This window comes from Streptomyces sp. ICC1 (assembly GCF_003287935.1).
GTDB classification, from domain to species: domain Bacteria; phylum Actinomycetota; class Actinomycetes; order Streptomycetales; family Streptomycetaceae; genus Streptomyces; species Streptomyces tritrimontium.
Map to the genome: position 1 here is coordinate 703,906 of NZ_CP030287.1, position 15,133 is coordinate 719,038.

Annotated in this window: 12 protein-coding genes and 1 tRNA gene; 6 read left to right on the forward strand and 7 right to left on the reverse strand. The window is 71.5% G+C overall.

The genetic code is table 11. The features are described from left to right. Positions 1-39: 39 nt before the first annotated feature. The 6 genes from pknB to DRB96_RS03330 all read right to left on the reverse strand — a co-directional run bounded on the left by pknB (position 40) and on the right by DRB96_RS03330 (position 8,187). Positions 40-2,064, reverse strand: a complete 2,025-nt coding sequence (pknB, locus tag DRB96_RS03300) for a Stk1 family PASTA domain-containing Ser/Thr kinase (protein WP_112446680.1) — start codon at positions 2,062-2,064, stop codon at positions 40-42. A 215-nt stretch (positions 2,065-2,279) separates the two neighbouring features. Then, positions 2,280-3,746 (reverse strand): penicillin-binding transpeptidase domain-containing protein, encoded by a 1,467-nt coding sequence (locus DRB96_RS03310; protein ID WP_112446681.1) that lies wholly within the window; start codon positions 3,744-3,746, stop codon positions 2,280-2,282. After that, positions 3,743-5,167 (reverse strand): FtsW/RodA/SpoVE family cell cycle protein, encoded by a 1,425-nt coding sequence (locus DRB96_RS03315; protein WP_112446682.1) that lies wholly within the window; start codon positions 5,165-5,167, stop codon positions 3,743-3,745. The genes DRB96_RS03310 and DRB96_RS03315 overlap by 4 nt, the downstream gene beginning before the upstream one ends. 31 nt (positions 5,168-5,198) lie before the next feature. Further along, complete coding sequence (locus DRB96_RS03320; protein WP_239516169.1) at positions 5,199-6,677, reverse strand: PP2C family serine/threonine-protein phosphatase; 1,479 nt, start codon at positions 6,675-6,677, stop codon at positions 5,199-5,201. A 147-nt stretch (positions 6,678-6,824) separates the two neighbouring features. Beyond that, positions 6,825-7,328 carry an FHA domain-containing protein gene (locus tag DRB96_RS03325; protein WP_112446684.1) on the reverse strand — a complete coding sequence of 168 codons (504 nt, stop codon included), beginning with the start codon at positions 7,326-7,328 and terminating at the stop codon, positions 6,825-6,827. A 10-nt stretch (positions 7,329-7,338) separates the two neighbouring features. Beyond that, on the reverse strand, positions 7,339-8,187 hold the full coding sequence (locus DRB96_RS03330) for a DUF3662 and FHA domain-containing protein (RefSeq protein WP_112446685.1): 849 nt from the start codon (positions 8,185-8,187) through the stop codon (positions 7,339-7,341). Between the two features lie 291 nt (positions 8,188-8,478). On the opposite strand from DRB96_RS03330, the gene DRB96_RS03335 reads away from it, so the two are divergent. The 6 genes from DRB96_RS03335 to DRB96_RS03360 all read left to right on the forward strand — a co-directional run bounded on the left by DRB96_RS03335 (position 8,479) and on the right by DRB96_RS03360 (position 13,941). Continuing rightward, positions 8,479-8,561 (forward strand) — tRNA-Leu (locus tag DRB96_RS03335). A 201-nt stretch (positions 8,562-8,762) separates the two neighbouring features. Next, positions 8,763-10,454, forward strand: a complete 1,692-nt coding sequence (locus DRB96_RS03340) for a histidine kinase (RefSeq protein WP_162688599.1) — start codon at positions 8,763-8,765, stop codon at positions 10,452-10,454. Between the two features lie 10 nt (positions 10,455-10,464). Beyond that, positions 10,465-11,124: a response regulator transcription factor gene (locus tag DRB96_RS03345; RefSeq protein ID WP_112446687.1), complete on the forward strand. Its 660-nt coding sequence runs from the start codon at positions 10,465-10,467 to the stop codon at positions 11,122-11,124. A gap of 43 nt (positions 11,125-11,167) precedes the next feature. Continuing rightward, positions 11,168-12,607 carry a DUF2252 domain-containing protein gene (locus DRB96_RS03350; protein ID WP_112446688.1) on the forward strand — a complete coding sequence of 480 codons (1,440 nt, stop codon included), beginning with the start codon at positions 11,168-11,170 and terminating at the stop codon, positions 12,605-12,607. 168 nt (positions 12,608-12,775) lie between these two features. Next, positions 12,776-13,534, forward strand: a complete 759-nt coding sequence (locus DRB96_RS03355; protein WP_239516798.1) for a J domain-containing protein — start codon at positions 12,776-12,778, stop codon at positions 13,532-13,534. A 62-nt stretch (positions 13,535-13,596) separates the two neighbouring features. After that, a complete protein-coding gene (locus DRB96_RS03360) occupies positions 13,597-13,941 on the forward strand; it encodes a rhodanese-like domain-containing protein (protein ID WP_112446690.1) in 345 nt (114 codons plus the stop codon). Between the two features lie 29 nt (positions 13,942-13,970). On the opposite strand, the gene DRB96_RS03365 is transcribed toward DRB96_RS03360, so the two are convergent. Continuing rightward, positions 13,971-15,113 carry an acyl-CoA dehydrogenase family protein gene (locus DRB96_RS03365; protein ID WP_112446691.1) on the reverse strand — a complete coding sequence of 381 codons (1,143 nt, stop codon included), beginning with the start codon at positions 15,111-15,113 and terminating at the stop codon, positions 13,971-13,973. Positions 15,114-15,133 lie beyond the last annotated feature (20 nt).

Genomic DNA, 15,133 nt, shown 5'->3' on the forward strand with positions numbered 1-15,133 from the left:
TTCGCGCCGGATCGGCCGAAGCCGGTGCGCCGCTCGCCGTCAGCGGCCGGAGAGGCCTCCGAAGAAGCCTCCGCCGCCGTTGTTGTTGCCGCCGTTCTGCTGGCCGCCGGCGAGGGTGTTGACGTTGACCACCGTGCCCGCCGGGACCTGCTGGCCGAGGCCGGGGTCCGAGGTCAGGACGATCGCCTTGCCGTCGTTCGGGCCCGAGAGCACGGAACCGAAGACCAGGCCCTTGGAGGCGAGCTCCGCCTTGGCCTGGTTGACCGTCTTGCCGGCCAGGTTCGGGACCGGGACCTGCTGGACGGACTTGGCGATGGAGATGTTGACCGTGGAGCCCACCTCGACGGAGTCGTTGGGCTGGCGGTCCTGCGCGACCACCGTCTTCGGCGGGGACCCGGGGGAATCGATCTCCGTGACGCTGCCGAGCTTCAGCTTCACGTCCGTCAGCGCCTTGGCGGCCTGCTCCTTGGTCTTGCCCGTGAGGTCCGGGACCGTGGCCTTGGACTGCTCCTTGGCCACCTGGAGGCTGACCGTCGAGCCCTTCTCGGCCTCGCCGCCCTTCGGGTTCTGGTCGAGGACGGTGCCCGGGTCCCGGTTGGACTCGACCATCTTCTTGTCGACCACGAAGCCCTTCTCCGTGAGCGCCTTCTCCGCATCCGCGACCGCCAGGTTCATGACGTTCGGGACGGCGACCTTGGGCGCGCCGGTGGAGACCTTCACCTTGACGACGGACTTCTTGTCGACCTTGGTGCCCTCGGCCGGGTTCTGCTCGCAGACGCTGCCCTTGGGCGCGGCGTCGCACGGCATCTCACCCTCCTTCTGGACGGTGAGGCCGACGTTGTCGCCGTTCTTCTGCGCCTGCTCGAAGGTCTCGCCGATGAGCTTGGGCACCACGGGCCGGTTGTCGGCGCCGCCGCTGAAGAGGGAGCGCCCGATGAGGATCGCCCCGACCAGGACGAGGATGCCGGCGGTCACCAGCAGGATCGTCGAGGCCTTGCTCTTCTTCTGCGGCCGGCGGCCGTGGCCGCCCTGGTCGTAGCCGCCCTGGTCCCCGTACCCGTACCCCGCGTCGCCCGGGGGCATCGGCGGGAGCATGGAGGTCTGGCCCGGGTCGGCGGTGCGCAGGGCGGTGGTGGGCTGGTCGTAGCCCTGGTGCCCGTAGCCGTGGCCCTGGTCGGGGTAGCCGTAGCCGGCCACGCCCATGGCGGCGGTGGCGGCGACGGGCTGGCCGTCGAGGCAGGCCTCGATGTCGGCGCGCATCTCGTCGGCCGACTGGTAGCGGTAGTCGGCGTCCTTGACCAGCGCCTTCAACACGATCGCGTCCATCTCGGGCGTGATCTCGGAGTCGAAGTTCGACGGGGGCTGGGGCTCTTCCCGTACGTGCTGGTACGCCACGGCGACCGGGGAGTCGCCGATGAACGGCGGCCGGACGGCGAGGAGCTCGTACAGCAGGCAGCCGGCCGAGTAGAGGTCGGAGCGCGCGTCGACCTGCTCGCCCCTGGCCTGCTCCGGGGAGAGGTACTGGGCGGTGCCGATGACGGCCGCGGTCTGCGTCATGGTCATGCCAGAGTCGCCCATGGCGCGGGCGATGCCGAAGTCCATGACCTTGACCTGGCCGGTCCGGGTCAGCATGACGTTGGCGGGCTTGATGTCGCGGTGCACGATGCCGGCGCGGTGCGAGTACTCCAGCGCCTGGAGGATGCCGATGCACATCTCCAGGGTGCGCTCGGGCAGCAGCTTGCGGCCCGAGTGCAGGAGCTCGCGCAGGGTCGAGCCGTCGACGTACTCCATCACGATGTACGGGATGGAGATGTTGTCGACGTAGTCCTCGCCGGTGTCGTACACGGCGACGATCGCCGGGTGGTTGAGCGATGCGGCCGACTGGGCCTCGCGACGGAACCGGGCCTGGAAGGACGGGTCGCGGGCGAGATCGGCGCGCAGGGTCTTGACGGCGACGGTACGGCCGAGCCGGGTGTCGTGGGCGAGGTAGACCTCGGCCATGCCACCGCGGCCGAGCACGTGGCTCAGCTCGTACCGGCCGCCGAGGCGACGCGGCTCTTCCATAACGTTGCAGCCCTCTCCGTCAGTCCCGACCGCACCCGTGTGTGGTCCGGCGGTGTGCTGTTCGCGCAAAGGCTACCGGCCGATCGTCGGTGATCGGTTCGTGACCACAGGCTGATATCGGACCGGTACCGTACGCACGGATCCGGGCGCGATCGGTGACCTGGGTCACACCTGTATGCCCCTTGCGGCTCTCTCGTGGTGCACGGCCTCTCCCGTCACCCCTTGCTGCTCTTCAATACGGCTTCCATGACGGCCTTGGCAACGGGTGCGGCGAGACCGGCACCGGAGATGTCCTCGCGGTCCGCGCTGCTGTCCTCGATCACGACGGCGACGGCGACGGGCGAGGAGCCGTCGGGGTTCTCGGCGTAGGAGATGAACCAGGCGTACGGGCGCTTCTTGTTGCCCTCGCCGTGCTGGGCGGTGCCGGTCTTGCCGCCGACGACGGTGCCCCTGATCTTGGCGGTGGTGCCGGTGCCCTTCTCGACGACGTTGACCATCATCTCCTGGAGCTTCTTCGCGTTGTCCGCGGAGAGGGGCCGGCTCATTTCCTGCGGCTCGTGCTTCTCGATGACGTCGAGGCCGGGCGATTCCAGCTGGTTGACCATGTACGGCTTCATCAGCTTGCCGTCGTTGGCGATGGCGGCGGTGACCATGGCCATCTGCAGCGGGGTGGCGGCCGTGTTGAACTGGCCGATGGAGCTGAGGGCGTTGCCGTCCTTGCCCATGGTCTTGTCGTAGACGCTGGCGAAGGCGCGGACCGGCGTGTCGATCTTGTCGTTGTTGAAGCCGAACTTCTCCGCGGTCTTGACCATGTTGTCCCGCGTCACCTTGTCGCCCATGTTGGCGAAGACGGAGTTGCAGGAGACGCGCAGGGCCTCGTTGAGGCTGGCCTTCCCGCACCCCGAGGCGTGGTTGATCAGCTCGGTCTTGGTGCCCGGCAGGATGTACGGGTCGAGGGTGTCGGTCGGCGCGTTGATGTCCGTGACGACCCCGTTCTCCAGGGCCGCCGCCGCGGTGACCACCTTGAAGGTGGAGCCGGGCGGGTAGGTCTCGCGCAGGGCGCGGTTGACCAGCTTCTTGTCCTCGCTGTCCTTGAGCTCGACCCAGGACTTCTCGTCGGCCTTCGAGTTGCCGGCGAAGGACGTCGGGTCGTACGAGGGGGTGCTGACCAGGGCGAGGATCGCGCCGGTGCGCGGGTCGATCGCCACGGCCGCGCCCTTCTTGGTCCCGAGCGCGTCGAACGCGGCCTTCTGCGCGGCGGAGTTCAGCGTGGTGACGACGTTGCCGCCCTGCTTCTTCTCGCCGGTGAACATGCCGATGGTGCGGTCGAAGAAGAGCCGGTCGTCGTTGCCGGTGAGGATGCCGTCCTCGAGGGACTCCAGCTGCGTGGAGCCGAAGGCCTGCGAGGCGTAGCCGGTCACCGGGGACCAGAGCGGGCCGTCGAGGTAGGTCCGCTTGAACTTGTAGTCGCTGCCGTCGGTGACGGCGGAGCCGGTGATCGGGTTGCCCTCGACGATGATGTTGCCGCGCTCGGTGGCGTACTGGGCGATCTGGACCCGGCGGTTCTCCTTGCGGGTGCTCAGCTCTTCCGCCTTGACGTACTGGAGCCAGTTGGTCCGCACGAGCAGTGCCAGGACGAGCAGCCCGCAGAAGATCGAGATGCGGCGCAGGGGCTTGTTCATGACGGGCGGACCACCTGGGTCATCTCGGAGTCGGGGGACGGTGCCGGGGCCGGGGCAGGGCGGCGTGCGGTGTCGCTGATCCGGATGAGGATGGCGATGAGGATCCAGTTCGCGAGGACGGACGAGCCGCCCGCGGCGAGGAAGGGCATCGTCATGCCGGTGAGGGGGATGAGGCCCATGACTCCGCCGGCGACGACGAAGATCTGGAGCGCGAAGGCGCCGGAGAGGCCGATCGCGAAGAGCTTGCCGAAGGGGTCGCGGGCGGCGAGGGCGGTGCGCACGCCCCGCTCGATGATCAGGCCGTAGAGCAGGAGGAAGGCCATGACCCCGGCGAGCCCGAGCTCCTCGCCGACGGTGGAGAAGATGAAGTCGGAGTTGGCGGCGAACCCGATGAGGTCGGAGTTGCCCTGGCCCCAGCCGGTGCCGAGGACCCCGCCGGAGCCGAAGCTCATGATCGACTGGCCGACCTGCTCGCAGGCGCCGGACTTCTGGTAGCAGGCGAAGGGGTCGAGCCAAGCGGTGACGCGGGCCTTGACGTGGCTCGCGGTGGCGCCGACGACGGCCGCGCCGCCCACGCTCATCAGCAGGCCGATGACGATCCAGCTGGTGCGCTCGGTGGCGACGTACAGCATGATCACGAACATGCCGAAGAAGAGCAGCGAGGTGCCGAGGTCGTTCTCGAAGACGAGGACGAGCAGGCTCATGCCCCAGATCATCAGGATCGGGCCGAGGTCGCGGCCGCGCGGCAGGTAGAGGCCCATGAAGCGGCGGCTGGCCAGCGCCAGGGCGTCGCGTTTGACCATCAGGTAGCCCGCGAAGAAGATCGCGATGACGATCTTCGCGAACTCGCCGGGCTGGATCGAGAACCCGCCGACGCTGATCCAGATCTTGGCGCCGAAGACGTCGGCGCCGAGGCCCGGGACGACCGGCAGGATCAGCAGCACGAGCGAGGCGGCCATCGAGATGTAGGTGAACCGCTGGAGGACCCGGTGGTCCTTCAGGATCAGCAGCACGGCGGCGAACATCGCGATGGCGAGCGCCGTGTACAGCATCTGCTGGGGCGCCGACTCGGAGAACACCCCGTAGCGGCGCTTGGCGGTGTTCTGCAGCCGCGGGGACTGGTCGAGTCGCCAGATCAGCACCAGGCCCAGCCCGTTGAGGAGCGTGGCGAGCGGCAGCAGCAGCGGGTCGGCGTACTTGGCGTAGCGGCGTACGACGAGGTGGGCGATGCCCGCCAGGACGCCGAGGCCGAGACCGTAGGTGAGCATGCCCGGGGGCAGCTTCCCGTGGATCGACAGGCCCGCGTTGGCGTAGGCGAAGATCGGGATGACCACGGCGAAGGCGAGCAGCAGGAGCTCGGTGTTCCGCCGGCTCGGCAGCTCGATGGCGCCGATGGTGGTCGTGTTGGTGACAACGCTCATGGTGTGGCAGGCCCCCTGTGCCCGCGTATGTCTACTGCTTCTCGCACAGGCCGACGACCTGCTGCTCGGCGGCGGTCAGGGCGGGGCCGGGCGTCTGGTTGCCCTGCGCCTCGGCGGCGCGCCGCTCCTCGTCCTTCTTGCACGCGGAGGCCTGGGTGCCGAGCTGGTCGATCTTCTCGCGGGCACCGTCGAGGCTGCTCTCGCTGATGGTCGCCTCGACCTGCTTGCGCTTGAAGGCCGGCAGGTACTTCAGTTCGATGTCGGGGCGGTCGGTCTCCACCTTGGAGAGCTCCAGGGGGCCGAGCTTCTGGCTGATGCCGCGGAACAGCGCGACGTGCTCGCCCTTGACGCCCACGTAGAACTGCGTCTGCGTCCAGCGGTAGCCCGCGTACAGACCGCCGCCGAGGAGTCCGAGGACCACCAGCAGGGTCAGCGTGCGCGTGGTCCACTTGCGGCCCTTGCCGCGCCGCCGGCGCGGGTGGTCGTACGTGTCCTCGTACCCCGCGTCGCCGTCGTACGGGTCGGCTTCGCCGAAGCCGCCGTACCCGCCGCCGGCTCCGCCGCCCTGTCCCTGGGCGCCGTACCCGCCGTACCCGGGGGCCTCTCCGCTGCCGGGGGGCCCGAAGGCGCCCGCGGGCGGGGGGGCCTGGCGGCCGAGCCCGGAGGCGCGGCCGGCGGGCGTCTGCATGGCGTTGCCGCCGTCGAAGAACTGGTGGTGCTGGTTCTCGGCGACCGCGCCGACGACGACCGGGGTGTCGTTGACCTGTGCGGCCAGGGTGTCGCCGCTGTCGGTGTCGAGGACGTCGGCCACGATGCAGGTGATGTTGTCGGGGCCGCCGCCGCGCAGCGCGAGCTGGATGAGCGAGGCCACGGTCTCGCGCGGGCCGTGGTAGTCGGCGAGGGTCTCTTCCAGGGTCTGGTGGGAGACCACGCCGGAGAGCCCGTCGGAGCAGATCAGATAGCGGTCGCCGACGCGGACCTCGCGGATGGAGAGGTCGGGTTCGACGATGTCGCCGCTGCCGAGCGCTCTCATCAGGAGGGAGCGCTGCGGGTGCGTGGTGGCTTCCTCCTCCGTGATCCGGCCCTCGTCGACGAGGCGCTGCACCCAGGTGTGGTCCTGGGTGATCTGCGTGAGGATGCCGTCACGGAGCAGGTAGGCGCGGGAGTCCCCGACGTGGACCAGGCCGAGGCGCTGGCCCGTCCACAGGAGGGCGGTGAGCGTGGTGCCCATGCCCTCGAGCTGGGGGTCCTCCTCGACCATGGCGCGCAACTGGTCGTTAGCGCGCTGCACCGCCGTGCTGAGCGCGGTGAGCATGTCGGAGCCCGGGACGTCGTCGTCGAGCTGGACGAGGGCGGAGATCACCTCGGAGCTGGCGACTTCACCGGCGGCCTGGCCGCCCATGCCGTCGGCGATCGCGAGGAGGCGCGGCCCGGCGTAGCCGGAGTCCTCGTTCCCCTCCCGGATCATGCCCTTGTGCGATCCGGCGGCGAACCGCAGGGACAGACTCATGCGCACCTGCCCTGTCGACGACGCTGCCTCCGGGTACAACCGGTCTCGAGCCACACTGCCCACCCTCCGGTCGGGAGCGCGCTCGGGTCCGTGTCCCCGGTGGGACGGACCGCTGCGGCTCGCTCGCTCCGCTCGCTCATTCTCGTACTACTTCCGCAGCTCGATGACGGTCTTGCCGATGCGGATCGGGGCGCCCGGCGGAATGGGCGTCGGAGTGGTCAGCCGGGTCCGGTCGAGATACGTGCCGTTGGTGGACCCGAGATCCTCGACGATCCACTGACCGTCACGGTCGGGATAGATCCTGGCATGCCTGCTGGAGGCGTAGTCGTCGTCCAGCACGATCGTGGAGTCGTGGGCGCGGCCCAAGGTGATCGTCTGGCCCGCGAGGGCCACCGTGGTACCCGTGAGGGTGCCCTCGGACACGACGAGCTTGGTCGGCGCACCGCGGCGCTGGCGCTGCTGCGGTGGAGCCGCCGCCTGGCGGCCCTGCTGCTGCGGGGCGCCGGTGGCGCTTTGGCCGCGCCGGGAACCGCGCTGCGTGACTCTCGTACCGAAGAGATCGCTGCGGATGACCTGGACGGCCACGATGACGAACAGCCACAGAACGGCCAGGAAACCCAACCGCATGACCGTCAGGGTCAGCTCTGACATTGCCCCCGCTTCACCCTTCGGCTTGCCGATAAATGATGGTGGTGCTGCCCACGACGATCCGCGAACCGTCGCGGAGCGTAGCGCGGGTGGTGTGCTGCCCGTCCACCACGATGCCGTTGGTGGACCCTAGATCCTGGATCGTCGAGGGCGTTCCGGTCCGGATCTCACAGTGCCGGCGCGAGACGCCGGGGTCGTCGATCCGCACATCGGCTTCGGTGCTTCGGCCGAGTACGAGCGTGGGGCGCGAGATCTGGTGGCGGGTGCCGTTGATCTCGATCCAGTGGCGTCGCACGGAGCCACCGGGGGACGCGGGAGCCGCGGGGCCCGGTCCGCCGGGAGCCGGCCGGCGCGCGCCGGGTCCGCCCGGGGGCGGTCCCGCCGGCATCGGCGGCGCGGAGACCGGGGGGTACCCGTAGCCGCCGGGCTGGGCCGGCGGGGCCTGGTGCCCCTGGCCCGGAGCCGGCTGGCCGGGGGCCTGGGAGGTGCTGGAGGCGAGCGTACGGCTGCGGACCCGGTAGAGCCCGGTGTCCAGGTCGTCCGCCTTCTCCAGCTGGACCTTGATGGTGCCCATGAAGCTGTAGCGCTGCTGCTTGGCGTAGTCGCGGACGAGGCCCGCGAGCTCGTCGCCGAGCTGGCCCGAGTAGGGGCTCAGGCGCTCGAAGTCGCCCGTGCTCAGCTCCACGATGAAGTCGTTCGGGACGACCGTCCGCTCCCGGTTCCAGATGGTCGCGTTGTTGTCGCACTCCCGCTGGAGGGCGCCGGCGATCTCCACCGGCTGGACCTCGGACTTGAACACCTTGGCGAAGGTGCCGTTCACCAGACCTTCGAGTCGCTGCTCGAACCGCTTCAGGACTCCCATGGGGCACCTCCTCCGTCGTTGTCGCCCTGTACTGCTTACTGATCGTATCCACGCATGGCGGATTCGGGTGGTTCCCCATCGGTCACGAGCCCAGGAGTGTTGGTCCTCACAAGCGATCGTAGGGGCGCCCCGGGACAGTGTCCCGCACCTGGAGCCGAGTGCGGGAGGGGCGGTCCGCACGGGTGCCCCGGGGAGCACGGAAAGCGATGTGAATCCACCCCCTCCGACGTGCTAATGTTCCGATGTCGCCAGGGGAACGGCCCGCAAGGGAAGAGCCACTGGTAGCCACTTGCGCGAGTGGCGGAACGGCAGACGCGCTGGCTTCAGGTGCCAGTGTCCTTCGGGACGTGGGGGTTCAAATCCCCCCTCGCGCACTTGGAACACCGGTAAAAAAGTGTTCTTGGCAACGACGAAACGGTCGTCATCGTAATCACGATGGCGACCGTTTTGCTTTGCCCGCGCGAACCGTACGAATCCGGGCCGGGCGGGGCGGGATGCGCCGGGAGACTTTCGTTGGGCGGGGCGCGACGAAAGAGAGCAGACCGGGGTCGGCCGCGGTGTCTAGGGTCGGGCGCGTGGATGCGACGGCGAGAGCACGTGCGGGATGGGACTGGCTGAAGGGGCCCGAGCCCTGGACCCGGCGCACGCTGGCCGGGGACCTGGCGCTGGCGGCGGTACTGGCGCTGATGGGGCTCGGCGTCGAGGAGCTCGACAAGGGCTCCGGGATGCGGATGGCGGCCAGTGTCGTGGCCGTGGTGGTGCTGACCCTGCTGCGGCGGAGACTGCCCGTGCTCACGCTGGTGGCGGGCTCGGCGGTGGGCGTCTACCTGCCCGGGGCCTTCCTGGTGGCGATCCCGCTCGGCTGGTCGGCGGGGCGGCGCATCGTCGGCGTCGGGCGGGCGCTGGGCGCCTTCACCGCGGCCTTCGCGGCGACCATCGTCCTCAGCGTGGTCAAGGACTGGTCGCTGGGCCGCCCCGTGCTGATCCTCGTCTTCGGCACGCTCATGTTCCTGGCCATGGTGGTCATGCCCGGCCTGGCCAGCCGCTACTGGTCCCAGCGCAATACGCTGCTGCGCGCCCTCCAGGAGCGCAACGCCCAACTGCTGCGCGAGCGGGCGATGGTCGCCGGGCAGGCCCGGCTGCGCGAACGCCAGCGCATCGCCCAGGACATGCACGACAGCCTCGGCCACCAGCTCGCGCTGATCTCGGTGCACACCGGTGCGCTGGAGGTCGATCCGGTGCTGACCGACCGGCAGCGCGAGGCGGTGGGCGTGCTGCGGCAGGCCTCCGTCGCGGCCATGCACGAGCTGCGCGAGGTCGTCGGCATCCTGCGGGACGGGGTCGAGGCGCCGTCGGCGGAGGAGGCGCAGCCGGCCGCGCGCGGGGTGGCGGGCATCTCCGGGATCGTGGAGGCGGCACGGATCGCGGGGACCGACGTACGGCTCACCACGGCGGGGCGGCCCCGGCCGCTGGTCGCCGCGTGCGACCACGCGGCGTACCGGATCGCTCAGGAGGCGCTGACCAACGCCTACAAGCACGCTCCGGGGGCGCCGATCACGGTGGAACTGCGCTACGAGGACGACTCGCTGGTGGTGGAGATCGCCAACGGTCCGGCGGCCGGCCCGGGCGCCGGCGAGGTGGTGTCCGGCGGGCAGGGGCTGACGGGGCTGCGCGAACGGGCCCGGCTGGTCGGGGGCATGGTCTACGCGGGGGCCGCCGAGGACGGCGGTTTCCGGGTCGCCGGGGTGCTTCCGTACGGGAGCGAGCCGGCCGGGGCCCAGGAGAGCGGGGCCGGGGCGGTCGGACTGGGCGGGGTCGCCGACGACTTCGGGCAGCAGGTGCTGGGCATCGGCGCGGCGCCGGTGGACTGGGTCGCCGTCGACCGCAAGCTGCTGCGCGGGAACGGCCGGACCGGGGGCGTGGCGCTGGGCTGTGGGATCGCGGTCGCGGCCGTGGTGGTGCTGCTGATCGTGATCGGGGCGGCGGTGGCGCTGCTCGTGGGCTCGGTGAGCGACACGACGATCAGCCGGGCCGACTACGACGGGGTGCAGGTCGGCGAGGCGGAGGACGCGGTGCGTTCCCGGCTGCCGAGCGGGGACAGCATCCTGACCGAGGGGCTCGACCGGAAGGGACCGCCGCGCCCGCAGGGCGCCGCGTGCGTGGCCCTGCTGGCGGACGATGATTCCGACTTGGGCAGCAACAGCGTTTTCCGGTTCTGCTTCAAGGACGGCAAGCTCGTCGACAAGCAGGCGTACCAGGCCGAGTAGGGGAGCACGGGTGACAGCCAAGGTGATCCGCGTGGTGATCGCGGATGACGAGCCGCTGATCCGGGCCGGGATCAGGATGATCCTGACCTCGGCGGCGGACATCGAGGTCGTCGCGGAAGCGGCGAACGGCCGGGAGGCGGTGGAACTGGCCCGCGCGCACGGGCCGGACGTGGTGCTGCTCGACATCCAGATGCCGGTCATGGACGGGCTGACGGCACTGGACGAGCTCGGCCGGGCGGTGCCCGAGGTGCGGGCGCTGATCCTGACCACCTTCGGGGAGAAGGAGAACGTGCTGCGGGCCCTGAGCGGGGGCGGCGCGGGGTTCCTGCTGAAGGACTCGGCGCCCGGCGAGCTGATCGGCGCCGTGCGGGCGGCGGCGGCCGGGGACGCCTACCTGTCCCCGGCGGCGACCCGGCACGTGGTGGACCAGCTGGCGTCCGGGCAGTCCGCCGGGCGCGCCGAGGCGGCCCGGCGCCGGGTGGCGGAGCTGAGCGAACGCGAGCGCGGTGTACTGGCGTTGCTGGGGGAGGGGCTGTCGAACGCGGACGCGGGCCGGCGGCTGCACATGAGCGAGGCGACGGTGAAGACGTACGTGAGCCGGATCCTGGCCAAGCTGGAGTGCGAGAACCGGGTTCAGGCGGCCCTGCTGGCCAGGGACGCCGGGCTCTAGGTACGGTCTGGGCCGAACCGATGGTGATCAGGGGGCGGAACGCATGACGGCGGTAACGGAAGCGCGTGTGGTGGAGCCGGGGTCGGACCAACGGATCCCGAGGGTCGAGGGGTTCGCACCGCGCTTCGACGCGGGACCGGCGAAGGGCTCGACCAGGGAGGCCGGCAAGGCGCTGCGCACGCGCGTGCCACGGTCGGCCCACGCGCTCTTCGAGGCCCCGGCGGACCGCCCCGACGCGGTGCGCGCGGTGGAGGAGTCCAATGCCGGCCGGGTCGCCGGGCTGACGCCGATACGCGTCGGACGGATGGCCGCGAACCCCTTCGCGTTCCTGCGCGGGGCGGCCGGGCTGATGGCTCACGACCTCTCCGGCGGCCCGGTGACCGGGGTCGGCGCGCAGATCTGCGGCGACGCCCACGCGGCCAACTTCGGCCTGTACGGGGATGCGCGCGGCCGGCTCGTCATCGACCTCAACGACTTCGACGAGACCGTCTTCGGTCCGTGGGAGTGGGACCTCAAGCGGCTGGCGACCTCGCTGGTGCTGGCCGGCCGGGTGGCCGGCGCGGACGAGGACACCTGCCGGGCGGCCGCGCGCGACGCGGCCGGCGCCTACCGGCGCACCATGCGGCTGCTGGCCAGGCTGTCCGCCCTGGACGCGTGGAACGCCATCGCGGACGAGGAGCTGGTCTCGCACACCGACGCCCGGGACCTGCTGGGCACCCTGGAGCGGGTCTCGGAGAAGGCCCGCAACAACACCTCCGCCCGGTTCGCCGCCCGGTCCACCGAGGCCACGCCCGACGGGGGCCGGGCCTTCGTGGACGCGCTGCCGGTGCTGCGCCGGGTCGGGGACGGGGAGGCGGCCGCCGTGGCGGCCGCGCTGGGCCCGTACCTGGAGACGCTCCAGGGGGACCGGCATCCGCTGCTGGCCCGGTACGCGATCCACGACGTGGCCTTCCGGGTGGTGGGCACCGGCAGCGTCGGCACCCGCTCCTACGTGGTGCTGCTGCTGGACCACCGGGGCGAGGCGCTGGTCCTCCAGGTGAAGGAGGCCCGGCCCTCGGTGCTGCTGCCGCACCTGCCCGGGCTCGGCTTCGTCTCCCCGCCGGAGGAGCACGAGGGCCGCCGGGTGGTGGCCGGGCAGAAGCGGATGCAGGTGGTGTCCGACAACCTGCTGGGCTGGACGACGGTGGAGGGGCGGCCCTTCCAGGTCCGCCAGTTCCGCAACCGCAAGGGCAGCGTGGACCCGGCGGCGCTGGCCGTCGAGCAGTTCGACGACTACGGGCGGATGACCGGAGCCCTGCTGGCGCGGGCCCACGCGCACAGCGCCGATCCGCGGCTGCTGGCCGGCTACTGCGGGAAGAACGAGGAGCTGGACGAGGCGATGGCAGCCTTCGCCGTGGCCTACGCCGACCGGAGCGAGGCCGACCACGCCGTGCTGGTGGCGGCGGTGCGGTCCGGACGGATCGCGGCGGAGTCCGGAGTCTGAGCACCACGGGGTGATGTTTCACGTGAAACCGGTGGATGTTTCACGTGAAACACCCGGGCGGCAGGGCCTTAGGCTGGCCGGGTGAGCGAGCAGACAGTTCCCGAAGCGCCCGAGCCCGGCCCCGGTCAAGGCCCGGGCCCCGCTGCCGACGAACGGCCCGAAGCGCGGCTGGAGCGCGCCGTGCGGGCCGCCGAGCAGGCACTGATCGAGTTCGAGATCGCCGTGGAGACCTTCCGGGTGGAGGTGGAGAACTTCTCCCGCCTGCACCACCAGAAGCTCGGCCCGATGTACTCGCGCCTCGACGAGCTGGACGCCCTGATCGCGGAGGCGAAGGCGGCGCGCACCGGGGACCCGGAGGACCTGCGCCGGGCCCGCGATGCCCGTTCGCTGGTGATGCCGATGCCCGGGGTGGAGGAGCTGTTCCACGACTGGCTGGACTCGGACGGGATGCCCGACGACGCGTCCGCGATGCTCACCGACCGCCAGGTGCGGCCGCCGGAGCGGGTGCGCCCCTCGGAGGAGGTCCGCCGCCTCTACCGCGAGCTGGTCCGCCAGGCGCATCCGGACCTGGCCCAGGACGAGGCCGAGCGCGAGCGGCGCGATGCGTTCATCGTGCGGGTCAACGCCGCCTACGGGCGCGGCGAGGAGCAGCTGCTGCGCGAGCTGGCGCAGGAGTGGGCGGCCGGCCCGGCGCCGGCCGAGCAGCGGCTGAGCGAGAGCGAGGAGCTGTACGAGCGGCTGGAGTGGCTCTCGCGGCGCAAGGAACTGCTGTCGCTGGTGGCCCGGGAGCTCGAGGAGAGCGCGATCGGGTCGATGCTGCGGATGGCCCCGGAGGATCCGGACCGGCTGCTGGAGGAGATCGCCGAGCAGCTGCTCGGCGACGTGGAGAAGCGCGAGGCGGAGCTGGCGGCGCTGGGCACTCCGTAGGGGGTGCGCGGCCGCTTCGGATAGGTTGGCTCACCTATCCGTGACGAGAGAAGGCGACAGACATGAACTCCGGACCGCTTCCCTCGGTGGCCGCCTCCGCACTGCCCTCCGAGGCCTTCGTCCTCGATGTTCGGGAGAACGACGAATGGGCGGCCGGCCATGCCGAGGGTGCGCTGCACATCCCGATGAGCGAGTTCGTGGCGCGCATCGGTGAGCTGACCGAGAAGATCGAGGACGAGCGCCCGGTCTACGTGATGTGCCGGGTCGGCGGGCGCTCCGCCCAGGTGGCCCAGTACCTGCGGGGCCAGGACATCGACGCCGTGAACGTGGCCGGCGGCATGCAGGACTGGGAGGCCGCGGGCCGCCCGGTCGTCACCGACGCGGGCGCCCCGGGCTTCGTCGTCTGACGCCTGACGTCTGACGTCTGACGCCTGCCTCAGGCGAGGGGGTGGGCGGCCAGCAGGTCGCCCAGCGCCTCCTCGTGCACGGCGGCCGGGCCGAGCTGGAGCTCCAGCTGCTTGGCCCACGCGTGGTAGCGGTGGAGCGGATAGTCGGTGTCGGCGCCGAAGCCGCCGTGCAGGTGCTGCGCGGTCTGCACGACGCGCCGTACGCCCTCGGAGGCCCAGATCTTGGCCACGGCCACGTCGCCGGCGCTCGGCAGCGGGCCGCCCGCCCCGCCCGTGGACGCGTCGAGCCGCCAGGCGGCCTGCCAGAGGGTGACCTCCATGGCGCGCAGGTCGATGTAGCGGTCGGCGGCCTGGACGGCGACGGCCTGGAAGGTGGCCACCGGGAAGCCGAACTGCTCGCGCTTGCCGGTGTACTGGCTGGTCATGGCGAGGACGCCCTCGCCGAGGCCGAGCGCGAGCGCGCAGGTCCCGGTGGCGAGGAGCTGGCGCAGGTGGTCCCAGGCCCCGGGGGCGTCGATGAGGTGCGCGGCCGGGACCCGTACGCCGTCGAGGGTGACCTCGGCGAGCCGCTCCCCGCTGGTGGAGTACTGCTCCGCGAGGGACAGGCCCTCGGCGGGGCGGGGGACGAGCGCGAGGACGCTCTCGCCCTCCCCGGTGTGGGCCGGTACGGCGATCCAGTCGGCGTTGTGCCCCCAGGCGACCGAGGTCTGCACCCCTTCCAGCACCCACTCCGCGCCGTCCCGCCGTGCGGTGACGGCCAGTTCGGCCGGGTCGTGGCCGCTGCGGCCGTGCGCGGCGACGGTGAGGACCACGCTGCCCTGCCCGGCCTCGCGCAGCAGGGCGCCGGCCAGTTCCGGGCTGCCGTGGGCCTGGACGGCCATGGCGGTGGCGCAGTGTTCCAGCAGCGGCACCCGGGCCAGCACCCGGCCCGCCTCGCGCAGCACCAGGCACAGGGCGATCGCGTCGAGTCCGGGGCCGCCGTGCTGCTCGGCGAGGACCAGGCTCAGCAGGTCGGAGCCCGCGAGCTTGGCCCACAGCGCGCGGTCGAACTCCTCGGCGACGGCCCTCGGGGTGAGCGCCGGACTGGGCACGCTGTCGGGGGCCACGCCCGCGAAGACGGCCTTGGCCGCCTCGACGGCGGCCTGCTGCTCCTCGGTGAAGGTGAAGTCCACTGCCTGTCCTCCCGCGTGCC

Bases quoted from the DNA above. Each gene is read 5' to 3' on its own strand.
- DRB96_RS03315 (WP_112446682.1), bottom strand. From the start codon at position 5,167: ATGAGCGTTGTCACCAACACGACCACCATCGGCGCCATCGAGCTGCCG.
- DRB96_RS03350 (WP_112446688.1), top strand. From the start codon at position 11,168: ATGACGGCGGTAACGGAAGCGCGTGTGGTGGAGCCGGGGTCGGACCAA.
- DRB96_RS03310 (WP_112446681.1), bottom strand. From the start codon at position 3,746: ATGAACAAGCCCCTGCGCCGCATCTCGATCTTCTGCGGGCTGCTCGTC.
- DRB96_RS03360 (WP_112446690.1), top strand. From the start codon at position 13,597: ATGAACTCCGGACCGCTTCCCTCGGTGGCCGCCTCCGCACTGCCCTCC.
- DRB96_RS03325 (WP_112446684.1), bottom strand. From the start codon at position 7,328: ATGTCAGAGCTGACCCTGACGGTCATGCGGTTGGGTTTCCTGGCCGTT.
- DRB96_RS03330 (WP_112446685.1), bottom strand. From the start codon at position 8,187: ATGGGAGTCCTGAAGCGGTTCGAGCAGCGACTCGAAGGTCTGGTGAAC.
- DRB96_RS03320 (WP_239516169.1), bottom strand. From the start codon at position 6,677: ATGAGTCTGTCCCTGCGGTTCGCCGCCGGATCGCACAAGGGCATGATC.
- pknB (WP_112446680.1), bottom strand. From the start codon at position 2,064: ATGGAAGAGCCGCGTCGCCTCGGCGGCCGGTACGAGCTGAGCCACGTG.